Below are 19,943 nucleotides of genomic sequence, written 5' to 3' on the forward strand. Positions count from 1 at the left end.
TTGAAGTGGGATTTATTTTTCCTCATGTACAAGCTCGACAAAAATCTTATCGCTTTCCCCGATCCCGCGCATTATCATCCACCCGACGGACTGTTGGCGTTTGGCGGTGACCTGTCCGCGGAAAGGATTAGACTTGCTTATGAAAACGGCATATTTCCCTGGTATAATCCCGGGGAGGAGATTCTGTGGTGGTGTCCGGACCCGCGTTTCGTGCTTTATCCTGATGAACTGAGAATTTCAAAGTCGATGAAGAAGGTACTGCGCGATGAGGGTTTTACCTTCACCGAAAACCATTGTTTCCGTAAAGTTCTGGAACACTGTATGCTTATTGAACGTCCGGGACAGGAGGGTACCTGGCTTAATGAGGAACTGATTGAAACTTTCACGCAGCTGCATCACGATTGTTTGGCAAAAAGCGTAGAGGTTTGGCAGAAGGGCGAACTTGTGGGAGGCTTTTACGGAATCCAGATAGGCAATGTTTTTTGCGGTGAAAGTATGTTTTCCCACGTCAGCAATGCTTCAAAGGCAGGATTCATCCATTTTGTTAATAAATACCGCGACACTTTAGAACTTATAGACTGCCAGATTCATTCTGAACATCTGGAAAGCCTGGGAGCCAGAATGATTCCCAAATCACAATACCTGAACATCCTGAAAAGAAACAATGAATTCTGAAAAAGAAAAATGGGTCCTTCTGATCCTGCTCACCATTATCTGGGGCTCATCCTTCATCCTGATTAAAAAATCGCTTGAGCATTACGGACCTTTCCAGGTGGGTGCACTGCGTGTGCTGATTGCGGGAATTCTGCTGGCGCCTGTCGCTATGCTCAATATCCGGAAATTCCCGCGAAAGAGGCTGAAATGGCTTATTGTGGCGGCTGTCGCAGGTAACTTTATACCTATGTTTCTTTTTCCGCTGGCCGAAACAGAGGTGAGCAGCAGCATAGCCGGAATTGTAAATTCTATGATGCCCATTTTCGTAATTCTGATCGGTGCACTGTTCTGGAAATTCAAGACTACCGGCAGGCAGATGATTGGTGTGGCGATCAGTTTCTCAGGCGCCTGCTTGCTGATGCTGAGCGGCACAGAGGGTGACAGTCTGAAAATCGTGCCGATTCTGTGGTTGTTGCTGGCCACGCTGCTTTATGCGGTCAGCGTCACGACGGTAAAATCTAAATTAAGTGATGTGCCCGCAAAGATTCTGTCGGCCTTTGTATTTTTCTTTATCCTGTTTCTGCCCTCACTTATTACCCTTGCATCTACGGGCTTCTTCAATAATTTTGAAGGTACAAAAGGGGAGTTTATAGGTCTTGGCTATGTAAGCCTGCTTTCCGTTTTCGGTACAGGTCTGGCGATGATGCTGAATTACCGTTTGCTCAGTATCTCCACACCGCTGTTTGCATCCACAGTAACACTTCTGATGCCTATTGTGGCTGTACTCTGGGGTGTGTTGGATGGCGAAAGTCTTACAGGACTACAGTTTGCGGGTGGATTTATTATAATAGGAGGACTGCTGTTTTTGAGGGCAAAGAGTTCGAAAGCTTAGTCCACCTCATGATCGCCACTGCATGGCTTTTCCGATAGTCTGCTTTTTGCTATTACCTGAACCTTTTAAAGCTGCTGGAACGGATCTATTCCACAATATCCGACCCTTTTTTAGAATCATCATTTATTCGTCTGGGAATCCCTATTTCTTAATCTAATCGGGATGCCTAAAAAACAAAGAGCACTGAAAAACAGTGCTCTTTATCCTTTCATTTTACTTTTTTCCCATTGTCCCGGGACAGGATTTATATTGATGCTTATACAACGCCCTGTGCCAGCATTGCCTCCGCAACTTTTACGAATCCGGCGATATTAGCTCCTTTTACATAGTTCACATAGCCGTCTTCTTCTTTACCGTAATCGCGGCAGGCTTTGTGGATTCCAATCATAATCTCCTTCAAACGGGTATCAACCTCCTCGGAACTCCAGTTCAGGCGGATGGAGTTTTGGGTCATTTCCAACCCGGATGTGGCTACACCTCCGGCATTGGAAGCCTTACCTGGTGAAAAAAGTACCTTGTGCTCCAGGAAATGATTTATAGCTTCAAGTGTGCTAGGCATGTTGGCGGCTTCCGTAACGCAAACTACACCGTTTTCAACCAATATTTTTGCGTCTTCCAGATCAAGTTCATTTTGCGTGGCGGCCGGAATGGCAACGTCACATTTTACTTCCCACGGACGTTTGCCGGCATGGAATTCGGCGCCCGGGAACTTCTTCACATAATCTTCAGCGCGGTTATTTCCTGATGCGCGTAATTCAAGCAGATAGTCAATTTTATCGCCAGTAATTCCGTCCTTGTCATAGATATAACCGTCAGGGCCTGAAATGGTAACGCAGGTACCGCCCAATTCTTCCACTTTCTTAATAACACCCCAAGCCACATTACCAAAACCTGAAACAGTTACAGTCTTGCCATTAAAATCCTGGTCAATGGTCTTTAGCATCTGCTCGGCAAAGTAGACAACTCCATAACCCGTGGCTTCCGGACGGATCAGTGATCCGCCATAAGCAAGCCCTTTACCTGTAAGAACACCGGTAAATTCGTTCCTGATTTTCTTGTACTGACCGAAAAGGTAGCCGATCTCCCTCGCGCCTACGCCGATATCTCCGGCAGGTACATCAGTCTCCGGACCGATATGCTTGCACATTTCTGTCATAAAAGCCTGGCAGAAACGCATGATTTCCATGTCTGATTTTCCCTGTGGATCAAAATCGGAACCACCTTTACCGCCACCCATAGGCAAAGTGGTAAGTGAATTCTTAAAGGTCTGTTCGAACGCCAGGAACTTAAGTACGGAAAGGTTTACCGTAGGATGGAACCTGATGCCGCCCTTATACGGTCCGATGGCTGAATTCATCTGAATTCTGAAACCACGGTTTACATGGATTTCGCCCTGATCATCAACCCAGGGAACACGGAAAATTATGGTACGCTCCGGCTCAGACATTCTTTCCAAAAGTTTCATTCCGTTATACTGAGGTCTGCTGGCAATAAACGGGATTACAGTTACTGCTACTTCTTTTACAGCCTGAAGGAATTCCGGCTCGTTAGGATTTTTCGCCTCGATTTTGGCAATAAAATCCTGAATTTTTTGATCTACATTATAGTGTTCCATAAATGAGGCTTGATGATTTCAACAAATTTAATTTTTTTTCCAAAACTTTCAGTTATAAATTTAGGTTTTACAAAAAATTAAACATTAATCCAGCATTAATTTATTAAATTCATAATAATTTAATGTTTGTTGATGAAAATTAAAGAGGTGCGGGAAAAGGATATGGTTTTAAGAAATCCAATATCAGGGATTTGCTGTATATTGCCTCCCTGAAAGTGCTTTAATTAAGCCGCTAAGTTCAAGTTCAAGGAGTTGACTTAAAATCTTATGCGATGCCGAGGAGGTTTTTCCTGCTATCTCATCCAGAGAGATATAAGGGTTTTCCACTATGATATTATAGATGATCTTTTGATCTTCAGTCATTTGTCGTCTCAATTCAGATTTAGGAAAAAGTGGCTCCATAAGACCCGATTGGTCATCCAGACCCAATTCTTCCACCAAATCTGTAACTGTACTAATTATACGGGCTTTGTTTTGTGCAATGACCATATTGCAACCCTGACTGTACTTATCGTTTATCTTTCCGGGAAGCGCATAGACCTCCCGGTTATAGGTGTTCGCAAAACCGACAGTACTTACCGAGCCGCCGCCAAAAGCCGTTTCCACAACAATGGTAGCTTCGGACAAGCCCGCAACGATGCGGTTTCTCTGAATGAAATTTTCCCGGTCGGGTTTTTGTGATGAGTTAAATTCTGAAAGCAATACTCCATTATGCTCCAAAATCCGCTCTGCCAGTTTCCGGTTTTTGGATGGATAGATGGTGTGGAAACCATGTGCCAGCACAGCAACGGTAGGAATCTGTTCCTTCAGCGACTGCTCATGCACCTCTGTATCCACACCTAAAGCCAGGCCGCTTACAGAGATAATTCCTGATTTCCGGATGTGCTGGAAGAAATCGTGAACAAACCCTTTGCCGTAAGACGTCATGTTTCTCGTTCCTACCATTGAAAAGGACTTGCGGTATGGTTGCAGATTTCCCTTCTGATATAGTATTGCCGGCGCATCTTCACACTCGTTAAGCAGAGCAGGTAATTCTGCCCGGTGCCTTAGTCTGATGTGTATGCTGTGACTTTCGCAGAATTTCAGCTCCTTTTCTGCAAACTGCAGCGCTTCGCCGGAACCTATTTCGTGCAGTGTCCTGTTACCGATACCTAAAATCTTAGCCAGTTCCCGCTTTGGGAAACTCCAGACTTCCCGGGCAGACCCAACTGCATTGACAAGTTTATAGAAGTTAATATCTCCTATATTACTGCATTTGCGCAAAGCAATAGAATACAGATGTTCGTCCGCAAACATATAAGACGTTATTTACCCAAAGATAAAAAAATTATTTCCTGCTGTTACGAAGCTCCTCCAGGCGTTCCCAGACTTCATCCCGCTTCTTTTGGGGCATGTCTTCAAAGTCTTCCGGATGACGCTCACGGTATTCCTGCCACAGCTTATCATCAACTTCGCTATAGAAGTTCGGGAATTCCCAAATGTATTTCTTTTTTTTCTCGCCAGCTTTTTTAAATGCAAACGCCATCACGGTTCCCACAGTAGCACCGGCCAGGTGGCTCTGCCAGGAAATATTGCTGGGCACCTCACTTCCCGAAAACAGTTCTTCGGGCAGTACGCCCCATACCAGGCTGCCGTAATACAGTGCAACAAGCATAGATACTGTAAGCAGTTTCATATTCCACCGGAATACACCGCTGAAAAACAGGAAAAACGCCAGCACATAAACCACACCGCTGGCGCCGATGGTACAGGTATACATATAGTTTCCTGTAAAAATGTCTATTGGGGGCAGCAGCCATACCAGCAGCCCCGTGAAAAGCCAGCCGCCAAACAGAATTTTTCGGCCAAGGGTGGGGTAAAAATGAAAAAGCAAACCCAGAAGGATAAATATCGGAATCGAATTGCTGAGCAGATGATCCATACTGCCGTGCAGCAGAGGAGAAAGGAATACTCCTTTTAGACCGGACGGAACGAGGGGAATGATGGCGCCCCAGCAGTTCCGGAACAAACCTAAATTCTGCAGCAGGAAACCCAGCCACATAAGCGTAAGCATGCCGGTCGGATAAAGTAAGGTTGCGGCAGAAATATGGTTTTTGAACATACAGGAAGTTTTCAAAACAGACGCCAAAAAAGGATCATGGTAAATTTGGCTGTTAAGTTCACTCTAAGCGCTCATTTACAGGCCAAAATGTACGCATTATTATTAAATTGAACACATTTGATACATAAGGCTTATTTTTGCGCAGAATAATGAATGGAATTATGAAAAGGATATTGTTATTACTGCCGCTGCTTGTGTACACCTCCGGATTTGGCCAGACAGAAAGAGATTCCAGGAGTGTGGTCGATTCCATACAGTACGGAAGGTGGAAAAGTACACTGCCCAATCTGGACAGCCTGGCTAACCCCATAGTGATGGATCTTGAGCCCAAATTCCGCGATACCATCATCGTAAGGGACGAGATCATCATACCTCAGGTTCTGGAAGAGGTTCCAATTACACCTTTTGCACTTAATAACCTTTCTGCAGAAAGAAAATGGTACTTCTACGGGCAAAACAACCTGGTCTTTAACCAGGCGTCATTTTCCAACTGGAATTCGGGCGGAAATAACAGCATAGGCGCAATTGGTAAAATGAATTATAACCTGAGTTATAAGAACAAAAAGCATTACCTGGAAAACATCATGCAGCTTGGATTTGGCTGGAATGCAGCCGAAGGGCAGAGCAGCCGTAAAACCGAAGATTTCATCAACTTCATGAGCAATTACGGATATGATCTTGGAAAGCACTACTATTTATCTACCGGATTTCAACTGATTACACAATTTGCGCCAGGTTTCAATTACAGTGAAGTTCCGGATCCCAGTTTTGCCGACCGTATTTCCAGATTTATGGCTCCCGGTTATGTAAATGCCGGTATTGGTTTCTCCTACAACCCAAGCGAGAATTTTCAGGTAATCCTGAGACCTGCCAACGGAAAATTCACCTTCGTAACCGATCCGTTGTTGCAGAAGGCGGGCCGTTATGGTCTGGAAAGGGACGGACAGAGTGTTCGCAGTGAACTTGGTGCCATGATGAATATCCTGTACCGTCTGAAAATATTACAAGACGTAAATCTGGATAACCAGCTCAATTTTTTCAGCAATTATATAAGTCATCCTGAGAGGGTGGATGTTGCCTATAATGGTGTTCTGAACATTAAACTGAACCGTTTTATTTCCACGCTTGTAAGCCTGGAACTTGCCTATGATCACGATCAGATCCAAAAGCTTCAGCGTAAGCAAACCCTGGGAATCGGATTTTCCTATAACATTGGAGAACAGGCTACGGAAAAACTGCGTACAAAAAAAGCAATTAAGCCTTTTATTACAAAGTAAGTTTTGCCAAAGGTCACCAAAAAACCGCCAACTTATTAGTAGTGGCGGTTTTTTTTGATTTCAGAGATATTTGTTAGAACTCCATCTCCACTTCCAGCTTTTCGGCCAGCAGTTTGGAGATCTTGATTTTAAGAGGTTCAATATCGATATTCTGCATGGCGTCGTTTGCAAAAGCGTAAAGAAGCAGCGCCCGCGCCTTGCTTTTGGAAATACCGCGTGCCTGCAGGTAGAACATAGCATCATTATTGAGCTGACCAACGGTACAGCCATGAGAGCATTTAACATCATCTGCAAAAATTTCCAGCTGAGGTTTGGTGTCAATGGAGGCACCTTCGCCCAAAAGGACATTATTGTTTTGCTGGTAGGCGTTGGTTTTCTGGGCGATTTTATCAACAAAAATCTTCCCGTTGAATACACCGTGCGCTTTATCTCCAAAAATTCCCTTATAATTCTGGTAACTCTCACAGTTGGGAGTTCTGTGATGTACCGCAGTATGATGATCTACCACCTGCTCGTCGCCAATAATGGTGATACCATTCATAAAAGAGTTAATGTTTTCGCCATTATGGATGAAATCCAGGTTATTGCGCACCAGTTTTCCTCCAAAGGAGAATGTATTTACAGTAGTAAGGCTGTCACGCTCCTGCTTTGCATAAGTATGGTCTATCAGGTAAGTGTTCGGACTGTCGTTCTGCACTTTATGCCAGTCGGCTTTTGCATTCTGGTAGGTGAAGATCTCGGTTACTGTATTGGTGAAGACAAAAGTGTCGTCGAAATTATGATGGCTTTCTATGACCTCAACCTTTGATCCTTCTTCCGCGATCAGCAGGTTACGGGTGTTGTAAAAGGTGTTCGTATCCTGATTCTGAGAAATGTAGAATACGTGAATAGGCTTCTCTATGACCACATTTTTTGGAACCTTCAGGAAAAATCCGTGTTTGCAGTAGGCCTGGTTAAGGTTTGTAAGTGCCAACTCCTGAGAAGCTATGGTATTGAAATATTTATCAAAAACCTCCCGGTATTCGGGGTCGTTCAGCGCATAGTTGAAAGACAGGAATTCAGCATTTTCGATTGATATTTTGGAGTATTCCTTATGAAGCCGGCCGTTAATGAATACGATCCAGTCAAAATTTTCCTCGCCCAGATGCAGTTCATCAATCTGCTCACGGCTGATGGTGTGTTCCGGTTTCGGAAAGAAATTATACTCCTTTTCGGTTACCTCTTTCAGGTTTGTATATTTATATTCCTCGTCCTTTTTGGTAGGGAAACCCTCCATGGCAAAACGTGCCAGTGCCGCAGTCCGGCTGTCATCCAAAAACGAATGCTGCAGGCTTTGCAGGAACTGGGAATGTGTATCTATGATTTGCTCGTATAAAGCCATTATGATTTTTATTTCAAATTAGTTCAAAAGCCAGTCATATCCTTTAGCTTCCAGCTCCAGCGCCAAATTTTTATCGCCCGTTTTGATGATTTGTCCATTGGCCAGGACGTGTACAAAATCAGGTTCGATATAGTTCAGAAGTCTCTGATAGTGAGTTATAATCAGAACGGCATTGTCGGTATTTCTGAAAGCGTTCACGCCGTCTGCTACAACGCGCAGTGCGTCAATATCAAGACCGGAATCGGTCTCATCCAGAATTGCCAGTTTTGGGTTCAGCATCATCATCTGGAAAATTTCATTACGTTTCTTTTCACCACCGGAGAATCCTTCGTTCAGAGATCGGGACAGAAAATCCTTCTTAATTCCTAATTTTTCAGATTTTTCACGGATCAGGGCCAGCATTTCTTTGGCAGGCATATCTTCCAGTCCGTTGGCCTTGCGGGTTTCATTAAGTGCCGCCTTCATAAAGTTGGTCACTGTAACACCCGGTATCTCTACAGGATACTGGAATGAAAGGAAAATACCTTTGTGTGCTCTTTCTTCAGGAGCATCCTCTACGATATTTTCACCTTCAAAAACGATTTCGCCTGCAGTTACTTCGTAGTCTTCTTTTCCGGCAATTACTGATGAAAGTGTTGACTTTCCCGCGCCGTTAGGCCCCATAATTACATGAACCTCGCCCGGATTAATTTGCAGATTCACACCCTTAAGTATTTGCGTCCCGTCTTCTATTTGGGCTTGTAAATTATTGATTCTTAGCATAATAGTTATATTGAATGACAGGCGGTCCTTTGCAGGGTCCTGTTTTGCTGTTTCTTAAAATTAGATTAACCTACGGATCCTTCCAGAGAGATTTCCAGAAGTTTCTGGGCTTCAATGGCAAATTCCATTGGGAGCTTATTCAGAACTTCCTTACTGAAACCGTTTACAATAAGAGCAATCGCGCGCTCGGTATCAATACCGCGCTGGTTACAGTAAAATATCTGGTCTTCACCGATCTTTGAAGTTGTAGCCTCATGCTCCAGTTGTGCTGTGGGGTCCTTGATTTCAATATAAGGGAATGTATGCGCGCCGCACTCATTTCCCATAAGCAGGGAGTCGCATTGTGAAAAATTGCGCGCACCTTTTGCTGAAGGCATTACCTTCACCAAACCTCGGTAGGAGTTGTTTGATTTTCCTGCAGAAATTCCCTTCGAGATAATCGTAGATCTGGAATTTTTCCCGATATGGATCATCTTGGTACCGGTATCCGCATACTGGTGGTTGTTGGTCACTGCGATGGAGTAGAATTCGCCCACAGAGTTGTCGCCCTTCAGGATACAGCTGGGATATTTCCATGTAACCGCCGAGCCTGTTTCAACCTGAGTCCAGGAAATTTTTGCATTCCGTTCGCAAAGCCCACGTTTGGTTACAAAGTTATATACTCCGCCTTTACCGCTTTCGTCACCCGGGAACCAGTTCTGTACGGTGGAATATTTTATTTCTGCACCATCCAGTGCCAGTAGTTCCACAACAGCCGCGTGAAGTTGGTTTTCGTCGCGTGCGGGAGCGGTACATCCTTCCAGATAGCTTACATAGCTTCCCTCGTCAGCAATTACCAGCGTTCTTTCAAACTGTCCGGTACCGGCCTGGTTAATACGGAAGTAAGTGGAAAGTTCCATCGGACATTTTACGCCTTTTGGGATGTAGCAGAAACTGCCGTCCGAGAAAACCGCGGAATTGAGCGCGGCATAGAAGTTATCGCCTCTGGGAACCACTTTTCCAAGATACTGTCTCACCAGTTCACCGTGATTCTGAATGGCTTCTGAGATGGAACAGAAAATAATCCCTTTCTCCTTAAGTGTTTCCTGGAAAGTAGTCTTCACAGAAACGGAGTCCATCACGATATCCACAGCTACACCGGAGAGCCTTTTCTGCTCTTCAATGTTGATGCCCAGTTTGGCAAAAGTTTTCAGCAGTTCCGGATCAACCTCGTCCAGGCTGGCCAGTTCAGGCTTTACTTTAGGTGCTGCGTAATATTTAATAGCCTGGAAATCGGGCTGTTCATATTTAATGTTTGCCCAGGTAGGCTCTGTCATTTTCTGCCAGATCCGGAAAGACTCAAGGCGCCATTCCGTCATCCATTCCGGCTCATTTTTTTTGGCCGAGATCATCCGCACAATTTCCTCGTTAAGTCCTGTCGGGAAATATTCGTACTCTATATCTGTATAAAAACCAGCTTCGTATTCCTTGGTTTTCAGGTCTTCTCTTAGATCGTCTTCTGTATATTTTGCCATTTTTTCCTTATTCCCGCACCGCGCAGAATCGCTGCGTTGTGCGTAAAATTATAAACTGAAAGATTCCCCGCAGCCGCAAGTTCGGTTTGCATTGGGATTATTAAACACAAATCCTTTCCCGTTCAGGCCCCCGGAATATTCCAGTGTGGTACCCGCCAGATAAAGGATTGATTTCTTATCTATAATGATTTTTATCCCATTATCTTCAAAAACCTGGTCGGCTTCGGTTTTGGTGCTGTCAAACTTTAAAACATATTCCAGACCTGAGCAGCCGCCGCTTTTAACACCAACGCGGATAAAGTCTTCAAAAGGCTTAAAGCCCTCCTCTGTCATGAGTTGTACAGCCTTTTCTTTTGCGTGATCGCTAACTTTTATCATTGTTTTTATTTAGACTGATTTTAGATTGCAAAATTACTAATAATATAATGAATATCAAATTCGCCGCGGTATATTTGTCTATCAGCGAAATAGATGCAGGCGTCCTTAACCATTCCCATTTTGTTTAATCCAACCGCTACAATTTTTATTATGAAGAAAATTACGACACTGCTTGTCTGCCTATTATTTAGCGCAATTTCAAATGCACAGGAAACCCGATTCATATACGAAGTAATGATGAAGTCTAACGCTTCGGATTTATCAGGAACGCAGAAAGAACTTTCCTTTCTGGATGTAAGCGGCATAAGATCCGTCTTCTACGGTGAAAATAATTATAAACGCGATTCTCTGATGCAGCGAATGCGGGAAACCAGAAACTTCAGTTCAGCGGAAATGGGCGGCCTGCGCAGCGATATAGGTTACCGGATTGAAAAGGATCTGAGTGAGCAAAAAATCCTGTATACGGGAAGAATTGGCAGGGATCAGTATCAGTATGAGGAAGACAGGAAAATGAATTGGAAAATACTTCCTGAAACCGCGGTTATAGGCAGCTATAAAACTCAGAAAGCAGAGACTGAATTTGCAGGGAGAAAATGGAGTGCCTGGTTTACCCAGGATATTCCCTTGCAGGAAGGACCCTATAAATTCTCAGGTCTTCCCGGCCTGATTGTAAAAGTTGAGGATGCTGACGGTCATTATGAATTCTACCTGAAAGAAGTGAAGAAAATCGCAGCACCTGCAATGTTTGTTAGCCGCGGAAACATCGTTCAACTTAAGCGTGCCGATTTCGAAAAGCAGATGCAGAAATTCAGGGCAGACCCTACATCATTTATGATGCTTAGCGGCTCACGTGCCGGCGGCAACCGTGGTGCCGCTCAGGCAGACCCCAACCGCAGGAGAGAAATGGAGAACCGCTCAAAAGAAATGCTGGAGAGAATGAGCAACCCGCTGGAAAGATAACGCGGATTACCTTCAAACGCCCAAACAATAAATTTTCTTATCTTCCCATTTTAAATTCAGAAATAGATGAGCAGAGTTCTTTTAGTAGCAGTACTTTTTATTGGAACATTAATTACCGGTCAGCAGGGTCCGTATTATCAGCAGTTTGCAAAATATGCAATGGATATCGATGTTGATGCAGCCAATTTCACCTACAATGGCAGACAAACCATCACTTACACGAATAATTCACCGGACGAACTGAAGGAGGTATATTTTCATCTTTACTGGAATGCCTTCAAACCCGGTTCAATGATGGACCAACGGACCCAGAGTTTAGGCAAGAACGGCGATTCCAGACTGCAGAAAGGTGGTGTTTCAACACTTGCTTCCATACCTAAAAATGAGGAAGGAGCTCAAAACATACACTGGATCCGTCAGAACGGTAAAAACCTGAAGTTCGAAGTTCAGGAAACAATAATGAAAGTGACCCTGGATACGCCTGTTAAACCCAATTCAACGACAGTATTTACGATGGAGTGGGATGCAGTAATACCTATGCAAATCCGCCGTGCCGGCCGCAACAACCGCGAAGGAATTGATATGACTATGACGCAGTGGTATCCTAAACTTGCAGAGTATGATTACGACGGATGGGCCACATTTGATTATATCGGCAGGGAATTCCACGCTCCTTTCGCCGACTTTGACGTCAATATTAAAATAGACCGTGATTACGTTATTGGCACCGGAGGTACACTTCTGAACCCCACTGAAGTAAAGGGTTATTCGCCAAGCGCATCAGTGAAAGCCGGGGCAGATAATAAAGCAACGTGGCGCTGGAATGCTAAAAATATGCTTGATTTTGCCTGGGCCGCCGACAGGGATTATACTGTTGAAACCTTCACTGTGCTGGATGGTCCTAAAATATATTATGTATACCAGAAGTCTGAAAAAACAAAACTCTGGGAAGACTCCAAACCCTATGTGGAAAAATTCTTCCAGCTGATGAACAGCTCCGTGGGACGTTACACATACCCCAGCTATTCCTTTGTTCAGGGAGGCGACGGCGGTATGGAATACGGCATGGTAACTATGATGTTAGGCGAAGCCAGGACTTTGGAAGATCTGGTTGGTCTGATGGTGCATGAGGGCGGACACTCCTGGAACCAGCAGATACTGGCCTATAATGAAAGCGTGAGACCGTGGATGGATGAAGGCTTTACCAGCTATTATGACAGCAGGATTATGCATCAGCTTTTTCCACCCGAAAAACCCGAGCCTAATCCTTTCCTTGGCAGTCTTAACAATTACCGGAATTTTGTTAAAAGAGGTATAGAGGAGCCGGCCGTTTGGCTGGGCGACCATCATGAAAACGGTACCGCTTATTCGTTCGCCACATATGTAAAGGGTGAACTTTTCCTTGTGCAGCTGGGCTATATTATGGGAGAGGATAAACTGAACGCTGTGATGAAAGAGTTTTATAACCAATGGAAACTGAAACATCCGACAGACCGCGATTTTATGCATATTGCCCAAAAGGTTTCGGGAATGGATTTGAAATGGTTCCAGCATTACTGGATCAATACAACCAAGACAATCGATTACGCGGTGAAAGAGGTGAAGCACGACGGAAACAGCACTACAGTTACTTTGGAGAATAAAGGTGGCGTTCCCATGCCGATAGATTTTTCAGTATTGACCAAAGATAATAAGGTAGTCAATTATCAGATTCCGCTTAATATGACGCATACCTGGAAATCAAAAGATATCTACGGCAGCTTTACAACGCTCAGGTACTGGCCATGGACCCAGAAAGAATATACATTTACGGTTCCTTACTCCAAAGCTCAGATAGCAGCACTTGGAATTGACTTTTCACAGCGTCTGGCCGATATCAATCCCGAAGACAATTTCGTAGAGGTTAAATAACTTACGCCAGCTCTTACGATGAAATCTATTGTAATAAACATCGGCAATACGAATATACGTTTCGGACTGTTTGATGACGACAACTGTGATATTTCGTGGATCATCAATACAAAGCCCTACAGAACAAGTGACGAGCTGCAGATGCAGTTCATGATGATGTACCAGGCACATAAAATTGAGGCAGCCGATATTGACAGAATCATCATTGGTTCCGTAGTGCCGCAACTCACTTATGATATCACAAGGGCCATCCAAAAAATGCATAACCGACAGCCTATCCTGGTGGACCGCAAAACAGCTTCGCCGGTGCAGCCCAAATCCGAGCAGATGGGGACGGACATCTATGCCAATCTGGTGGCTGCTCACTATATGTACCCCGGAAAAAAGAAAATTATTTTTGATTTCGGTACCGCACTCACGGCCAGCTGTCTTAACGAACACGGTGAAACCATTGGGGTCATCATTGCTCCCGGCATCATTACCTCCCTGAACTCACTGATCCACGATACCGCTCAGCTTCCCGAAATCGAACTGACAAAACCTAAAAGTGTTCTTGGACTGGACACGGTGACCTGCATGCAAAGTGGTATGGTGTATGGCTACCTGGGTATGGTAGAAGGCTTCATTGAACGCATTAACGCTGAGGTACAGGATGAGTGTTTTGTTATTGCTACCGGCGGCGTTTCCCATGTCTATAAGCCTTTAACAGATAAGATACATGTCGCCGACCGTCTGCATACGCTTAAAGGCCTGTATTATTTGGGTAAGGACCTATAAGGCTTGGCTTACCGTCTGCTTTTAAAGAAATCCCGGACAATTGCAGCACATTCGGACTCCAGTACTCCGGTCACGACCTCTGTTTTGGGATGAAGACTGAGATTTTTGTTGATGAATCCCCGCTGTGGGTCGCGTGCGCCTATAACCACTTTGGAAATTTGCGACCAAGTGAGCGCACCGCTGCACATTACGCAGGGTTCCAGGGTAACGTAGAGCGTGCAGTTCAGGAGATATTTTCCGCCAAGGTAATTGGCTGCGGATGTGATGGCCTGCATTTCGGCATGTGCGGTCACATCATTTAAAATTTCAGTAAGGTTGTGTGCGCGGGCTATGATACGGCCATTGGATACAATGATGCAGCCTACCGGCACCTCTTCCTTTTCAAGAGCAGCCTCAGCTTCCTGAAGTGCAACTCTCATAAAATATTCGTCTGTAAACATAAAAAAGCTTCAGTACAAAACTAAAGCTTTCATTTTAAAACATTTTTTCTTTTTTAGAAGCGGTATCCGATGCCTCCCATAACTTTGCCGGTTACACCGTCTCCGCCGTCCCAGGAATCGTCCAGGTTGCCGCCAAACCGACGTCCAATACCTCCGCTGGCTTCAATAACCAAACCGTTTCTGATGACCCACTTGCCGCCCACGCCAAAGCCCAGTCCAACGGTCGTTGTGTTTTTTTCATTACCTTCAGTGTAATAACCCCCGAATTCATCATTGAAATAGATCATGTCATACTCCTTTGTAGTGGTAATGGGCACAAAACCCTCAAGGAAAAAGCCCTGAGCGAATTTTCTACCAAAGTACATCCTGTAATAAGGAGAGATCTGGGAAAAACTGTCAGAATCATTTTGTAATGTAAACATCGCGTTTACGCCCAAACCTGAATTTTCATTCAACAGTCTTTCATAGGATACATTCACCAACGGTACCGCAATAAGCAGGAAAGGGTCTGCCACGATATCATTCCTGCGTGGAGCCTCAATTTCCTGAGCGTTTAAGTTGATGATGGACAGGCAAAAAGCGATTGCCAGAATTGTTTTTTTCATGGTTTATTTTTTACAAAAGTAACCAATTTTTCCTCAGCTGAAACTTTTATTTTTTAATAACCTTACTCGCATTCTATGACAGCATTCGCTGCGCCTTTTGTACGCCTTCAACCAAGGCATCCACTTCTTCAGTTGTGTTATAAACAGCAAAACTCGCACGAACCGTGCCCGCTATATTAAAGAAGTCCATAATGGGCTGGGTGCAGTGATGCCCGGTTCTAACGGCAATACCCAACTTGTCCAGGATCATTCCTACGTCGGAACTAATCCCTGCATTTTGGAGGTTGAAGGACACCACGCCGGTACGGTGCGCTTTTTTACCATAAACAGTGAGGTTTTCTATTTCCAGCAATCTGCTTTGGGCATAGTTTAGCAGATAATTTTCATGTTGCTGTAATGTCTCATGTCCTATGACTTCAATAAAATCCACCGCTGCTCCCAGGGCTATATTACCCGCAATATTGGGTGTCCCGGCTTCAAATTTAAACGGTAATGCGGCATATGTGGTCTTTTCAAATGAGCAGGTGGCAATCATTTCGCCGCCGCCGTGAAAGGGTTCCAGTGATTCCAGAACTGCCTCTTTACCGTATAGCACGCCGGTTCCGGTAGGTGCATACATCTTATGTCCGGAAAAAGCGAAGAAATCACAATCCAGGGCCTGAACGTCCACTTTGAAATGTGGGACGGCCTGGGCACCATCCACAACGATCCAGGCACCGGAATTCTGACGTATAAGTGAAATCATTTCCTGCACAGGATTAACAATACCAAGCGCATTGGAAACGTAGTTAAAGGATACGATCTTTGTTCTCTCGCTTAGGTTGGCCCTTAAAAAATCCAGGTTTAATATACCCTCTTCATTAATTGGAATCACCTTCAGTTTGGCACCGGTTCGCTGGCACAGCATCTGCCAGGGTACGATATTGGAGTGGTGTTCCAGATGAGTGATAATGATCTCGTCATCTTTAGATAATTTGCCCGAATTGGACAGGGCATAGGTAATAAGATTAATACTTTCGGTCGTTCCTTTCGTGAAAATTACCTCGTAATCATGCTTGGCATTGATGAACTTCTGAACCTTCTTCCTGGAGTTTTCCATCTCGTCAGTAGCCAGTTGGCTCAGAGTGTGAATGCCACGGTGTACATTGGCATTCAGTTCTCTGTAATAATTACTTTCCACCTCAATCACCGATAACGGTTTTTGAGAAGTGGCTGCGTTATCCAAATATATGAGAGGTTTTCCGTGTATTTCCCGGTTCAGTATCGGAAACTGAGCACGTATTTGTGATAGGTTAATCATAAGTGAGCTTTAAAGCCTTCAAATTTACTTAAAATAAGAACAACCTGCCTTACGCAGGTAAGTTTGGGTCTGGCAGTTGGTGTAAAGACAAAAAAACCTGCCGGAAACGACAGGTTTAATATTTATTAAATAGATCTGCTTACTCAGCGTTTTCCTGCTCAGTTGCCGGAACATCACCTTCTGAAGTTTCTTCTTCATCATCATCGTCTGCAGCAGCACCACCTTTCATAGCAGTTCTGGACATCTTCACAGCAGCTACAACCGCATTATCCGGGTGCATAAAGGTGAAAGATTCAGATTTGATATCACCTACATATACTTTACCACCGATTTTCAATGGAGTAATGTCTACTTCAATTTCATCCGGAAGATTAGCCGGCAATGCTTTCACTCTCAGTTTTCTGAAAGACTGACGAAGCACACCACCTGCCATAACTCCTTTAGAACGTCCTGTAATTTTCACAGGAACTTCCATAACTACAGGCTTGTCCTCGGACAGCTGGTAGAAATCTACGTGAAGGATTTTGTCGGTAATTGGGTGAAACTGAATGTCCTGAAGTACTGCCGGGATAGTTTCGCCGTCAATAACCAGTTCTACCGTGTGTGCTTCCGGAGTATATACCAACTTCTTGAAAGACTTCTCATCTGTAGAGAAGTTCAAAGGTTCGGCACCTCCATAAACAACACAAGGAACTAATTCAGCATCACGTAAAGCTTTTGTAGACTTCTTGCCCACGCTTTCTCTTTTTGCGCCTTGAATTGTAATTGATTTCATTGTAAAATGTTAAAAAATTTAGGGTGCAAAGATAGACATTTTATTCTACAAAAAAAATCCCCCAAAACCTGGAGGATTCAAATGAGTTAATGAGTGTGTAGTTTTAGATAATAAACTTGTCACTGATGGATTTGTGTTCGTGTACCATCTTCATCACATCTGCAAATAAGGAAGCGCAGGACAGCACCTTTATTTTGGATGAAAGTTCGGTTTTGATCGGAATTGAGTCCGTCACAATAACCTCAGACATCTTTGAGTTCTCAATGTTTTCATAAGCCTTACCGGATAATACCGCATGAGTGGCCATCGCACGTACCGATTTGGCACCGTTGGCCATCAAAATATCCGCGGCTTTGCAAAGGGTTCCGGCAGTATCAATCATATCGTCAATAAGGATGACGTTACGGTCGGTTACATCACCAATCAGGAACATCTCTTCTATTACGTTTGCTTTTTTCCTTTCTTTATAGGCAATTACGACTTCTGCACCCAGATGGCCCGCATAATTTTTAGCTCTTTTGGCACCTCCCATGTCCGGTGAAGCGATGGTCAGATTATCCAGGTTAAGTGACTGAATATAATCAATAAATATTGTGGAAGCGTACAGGTGGTCCACCGGAATTTCAAAGAAACCCTGAATTTGGTCTGCATGGAGATCCATGGTCATGATTCTGGTAGCTCCGGCTGCCGTTAGTAGGTTAGCCACAAGTTTGGCACCGATTGGTGCTCTCGGTTTGTCTTTTCGGTCCTGTCTGGCCAAGCCGTAATAAGGAATTACAACGGTGATATTCTTTGCTGAAGCTCTTTTGGCAGCATCGATCATTAGCAGCAGCTCCAGTAAATTATCCGCTGGAGGGAAGGTAGAGCCAATCAGGAATACCCTGCCGCCACGTACAGACTGATCCAGGACAGGTTCAAATTCACCGTCGCTAAAGTCCTGGAAATTGATCTTACCCATTTCCTGTCCATAATGTTTGGCGATGTTTGCCGCTAAATCCTTGCTGGTTCTGGTAGAAAACAGGTAGCTTAATTGTTGAGCCATTTTTACTTTTTTTTAGGGTACAAATTTAAAAAAAATAAACCACCCGATTCAGTTCGGGTGGTTTATTAATTTCTGCATGCTTCTCTTAAGGGAAGGTGACCCCGGAAAAAGCATTTACGTTTGCCAGTGGAAGGTTAGATCCAAATTTATTGTTAATGGACTTAATGAATTCATTACCAATAAGTGCTGCACCTCTACCTGTAAGGTGAACCCCGTCCAGGGAGAAGGTTCCGCCGGTTACAAATGTGGCCGTATACTTAACATTGTTAAAGGTGATGCCTGACTGCTGTGCCAGTTGCGCCATTTTAGCATTGGCATCCACGAAGGCAAGTCCCTTGGAGTCTGCAATACTTTTCAGCGCTGCATTATAGGCAGTTGTTGCAACTATTGCCTTGGCCGTTTCTTTTTTGGTAAGAACGTATCTGTCTTCCAGTGGGACAGACGTTCCACCTCCAACGGTAGGATTCAGTACAGCAGAAGCTGTAAGTAAAATCAGGTCCTCTGAAGTAGTTTGCCTGTAGGACGGAATTCCAAATCCAGACAGATTGGTAAGGTCTTTATCCACGATTACCGCACCATTTGATCCGGTTGTAGTAAAGTTTATCAATCTGCTCTGATATTCTGAATCGTTAATAGCTCCCAGGTTTTTTGCCTGTAAAAGCCCTGCATTATACTGTGCATATCCCCCATTGAGTTGTGCCACCTGAGTTGCGCTAAGGCCTACAAGCGGTTTGGCGGGAACTCTGGTAAAATACGGAATGGTAGTTACGTTAGGGATATTGGCAATAACACCTTTGGCACCGCTACCTGTAAGAGCGGTTACATAGGAATTAATTACCGTAGCAAAAACTCCCGGATCGGTAATGTCATTAGATCCATATGTGGAAGGGTTGGTATTGCCCGTTTGATCTGTACCCATACCTCCACTTGTAGCGTAAGACAACACGTCATTGTTTCCTATCCACAGGGAAAAGAAGGTTGGGGCCTGTGCCACAGCATCCTGCAGTACAGAGGTCGTTGCGGAGGAGGCAAACCTTACGAAGTAAGGATTAGACAGACCTGCGCTTAATCCCGCTGCATTTCCATAACCGGGAACTGCAAGATGAAAGGATTTCGCTCCGGGAACGCCCATATTTTGGTACGGACCGCCCGCTGTAATAATATCCAGGGCTGCGCCGGGCGCAGTTGAAGTAGGGCTGAGGGAACCGTTAGCTGCCACAAGTACATATTTGCCCCCGAAGGCTCCGGTAGTTGAATTAAAAAGATTGGTGAAGCCGCCCGTATTGTTCGGCATTAAAGGTTGGCGAAACTCGCCGCCGCCGGCAAGTTTCATCTGGGCGGCGATGATGGACGGGTAGGATTCATTCTGACCGTCCAGATACAGTGCATTGTCGCGGTACCCTGCAGTCAGGGAGTTACCCAAAGCCACGTATTTGCTGAAATCTGCACTTCCGCTTGTTATAACCACGTCATTTACATCATTTTCGAAATCGGTATCGCAGCTGTAGGTGAACAGCAGGAGAGCGGCCGCCAGTGATGGTATTATTATTTTTTTCATA

General features: G+C 44.5%; 19 protein-coding genes. 6 read left to right on the plus strand and 13 right to left on the minus strand.

Annotation, left to right across the window (positions count from 1 at the left end):
- Positions 1–24 precede the first annotated feature (24 nt).
- Together aat and F7R58_RS00145 are read left to right on the plus strand one after the other, a co-directional pair.
- On the plus strand, positions 25–675 hold the full coding sequence (gene aat, locus F7R58_RS00140) for a leucyl/phenylalanyl-tRNA--protein transferase (RefSeq protein ID WP_158063001.1): 651 nt from the start codon (positions 25–27) through the stop codon (positions 673–675).
- Positions 665–1,546: a DMT family transporter gene (locus tag F7R58_RS00145; RefSeq protein ID WP_158063002.1), complete on the plus strand. Its 882-nt coding sequence runs from the start codon at positions 665–667 to the stop codon at positions 1,544–1,546. Before aat ends, F7R58_RS00145 begins: the two co-directional genes overlap by 11 nt.
- Before the next feature lie 256 nt (positions 1,547–1,802).
- Here the strand turns inward: F7R58_RS00145 and gdhA are convergent, their stop codons facing one another.
- From gdhA to F7R58_RS00160, 3 genes are all read right to left on the minus strand, one after another.
- Entirely contained in the window at positions 1,803–3,161 is a 1,359-nt protein-coding gene (gdhA, locus tag F7R58_RS00150; RefSeq protein ID WP_158063003.1) for an NADP-specific glutamate dehydrogenase, read from the minus strand.
- Positions 3,162–3,344: 183 nt separating this feature from the next.
- Positions 3,345–4,457, minus strand: coding sequence for a DNA-processing protein DprA (dprA, locus tag F7R58_RS00155; protein WP_158063004.1), 1,113 nt, complete (start codon positions 4,455–4,457; stop codon positions 3,345–3,347).
- 31 nt (positions 4,458–4,488) lie between these two features.
- Complete coding sequence (locus F7R58_RS00160; protein ID WP_158063005.1) at positions 4,489–5,262, minus strand: rhomboid family intramembrane serine protease; 774 nt, start codon at positions 5,260–5,262, stop codon at positions 4,489–4,491.
- Between the two features lie 161 nt (positions 5,263–5,423).
- Between F7R58_RS00160 and F7R58_RS00165 the strand changes: the two genes are divergently transcribed.
- Positions 5,424–6,539, plus strand: a complete 1,116-nt coding sequence (locus F7R58_RS00165; RefSeq protein WP_158063006.1) for a DUF3078 domain-containing protein — start codon at positions 5,424–5,426, stop codon at positions 6,537–6,539.
- A 73-nt stretch (positions 6,540–6,612) separates the two neighbouring features.
- On the opposite strand, the gene sufD is transcribed toward F7R58_RS00165, so the two are convergent.
- The 4 genes from sufD to F7R58_RS00185 form a co-directional block, all read right to left on the minus strand.
- Positions 6,613–7,920: a Fe-S cluster assembly protein SufD gene (sufD, locus tag F7R58_RS00170; RefSeq protein ID WP_158063007.1), complete on the minus strand. Its 1,308-nt coding sequence runs from the start codon at positions 7,918–7,920 to the stop codon at positions 6,613–6,615.
- Between the two features lie 18 nt (positions 7,921–7,938).
- Positions 7,939–8,682 (minus strand): Fe-S cluster assembly ATPase SufC, encoded by a 744-nt coding sequence (sufC, locus tag F7R58_RS00175; protein ID WP_158063008.1) that lies wholly within the window; start codon positions 8,680–8,682, stop codon positions 7,939–7,941.
- A gap of 65 nt (positions 8,683–8,747) precedes the next feature.
- The gene (gene sufB / locus F7R58_RS00180; RefSeq protein ID WP_158063009.1) at positions 8,748–10,196 is read right to left on the minus strand and encodes a Fe-S cluster assembly protein SufB; all 1,449 of its coding nucleotides are present in this window, start codon (positions 10,194–10,196) and stop codon (positions 8,748–8,750) included.
- Between the two features lie 48 nt (positions 10,197–10,244).
- Positions 10,245–10,574, minus strand: a complete 330-nt coding sequence (locus F7R58_RS00185) for a HesB/IscA family protein (RefSeq protein WP_158063010.1) — start codon at positions 10,572–10,574, stop codon at positions 10,245–10,247.
- 150 nt (positions 10,575–10,724) lie between these two features.
- On the opposite strand from F7R58_RS00185, the gene F7R58_RS00190 reads away from it, so the two are divergent.
- From F7R58_RS00190 to F7R58_RS00200, 3 genes are all read left to right on the plus strand, one after another.
- Entirely contained in the window at positions 10,725–11,534 is an 810-nt protein-coding gene (locus F7R58_RS00190; protein ID WP_158063011.1) for a GLPGLI family protein, read from the plus strand.
- Between the two features lie 66 nt (positions 11,535–11,600).
- Positions 11,601–13,445 (plus strand): M1 family metallopeptidase, encoded by a 1,845-nt coding sequence (locus F7R58_RS00195; protein WP_158063012.1) that lies wholly within the window; start codon positions 11,601–11,603, stop codon positions 13,443–13,445.
- Between the two features lie 18 nt (positions 13,446–13,463).
- Entirely contained in the window at positions 13,464–14,222 is a 759-nt protein-coding gene (locus tag F7R58_RS00200; RefSeq protein ID WP_158063013.1) for a type III pantothenate kinase, read from the plus strand.
- An 8-nt stretch (positions 14,223–14,230) separates the two neighbouring features.
- Here F7R58_RS00200 and F7R58_RS00205 read toward each other — a convergent pair whose 3' ends face one another.
- The 6 genes from F7R58_RS00205 to F7R58_RS00230 all read right to left on the minus strand — a co-directional run bounded on the left by F7R58_RS00205 (position 14,231) and on the right by F7R58_RS00230 (position 19,942).
- The gene (locus F7R58_RS00205) at positions 14,231–14,662 is read right to left on the minus strand and encodes a nucleoside deaminase (RefSeq protein ID WP_158063014.1); all 432 of its coding nucleotides are present in this window, start codon (positions 14,660–14,662) and stop codon (positions 14,231–14,233) included.
- Between the two features lie 53 nt (positions 14,663–14,715).
- Positions 14,716–15,267, minus strand: coding sequence for a DUF3575 domain-containing protein (locus tag F7R58_RS00210; protein WP_158063015.1), 552 nt, complete (start codon positions 15,265–15,267; stop codon positions 14,716–14,718).
- Positions 15,268–15,340: 73 nt separating this feature from the next.
- Entirely contained in the window at positions 15,341–16,567 is a 1,227-nt protein-coding gene (locus tag F7R58_RS00215) for an aminotransferase class V-fold PLP-dependent enzyme (RefSeq protein WP_158063016.1), read from the minus strand.
- A gap of 139 nt (positions 16,568–16,706) precedes the next feature.
- On the minus strand, positions 16,707–17,342 hold the full coding sequence (locus F7R58_RS00220) for a 50S ribosomal protein L25/general stress protein Ctc (protein WP_158063017.1): 636 nt from the start codon (positions 17,340–17,342) through the stop codon (positions 16,707–16,709).
- 103 nt (positions 17,343–17,445) lie between these two features.
- Entirely contained in the window at positions 17,446–18,384 is a 939-nt protein-coding gene (locus F7R58_RS00225) for a ribose-phosphate pyrophosphokinase (RefSeq protein WP_158063018.1), read from the minus strand.
- 85 nt (positions 18,385–18,469) lie between these two features.
- A complete protein-coding gene (locus F7R58_RS00230; RefSeq protein WP_158063019.1) occupies positions 18,470–19,942 on the minus strand; it encodes a G-D-S-L family lipolytic protein in 1,473 nt (490 codons plus the stop codon).
- Between the last annotated feature and the right edge of the window lies 1 nt (position 19,943).

Source organism: Chryseobacterium sp. (assembly GCF_008831505.1).
Classification (GTDB): domain Bacteria; phylum Bacteroidota; class Bacteroidia; order Flavobacteriales; family Weeksellaceae; genus Marnyiella.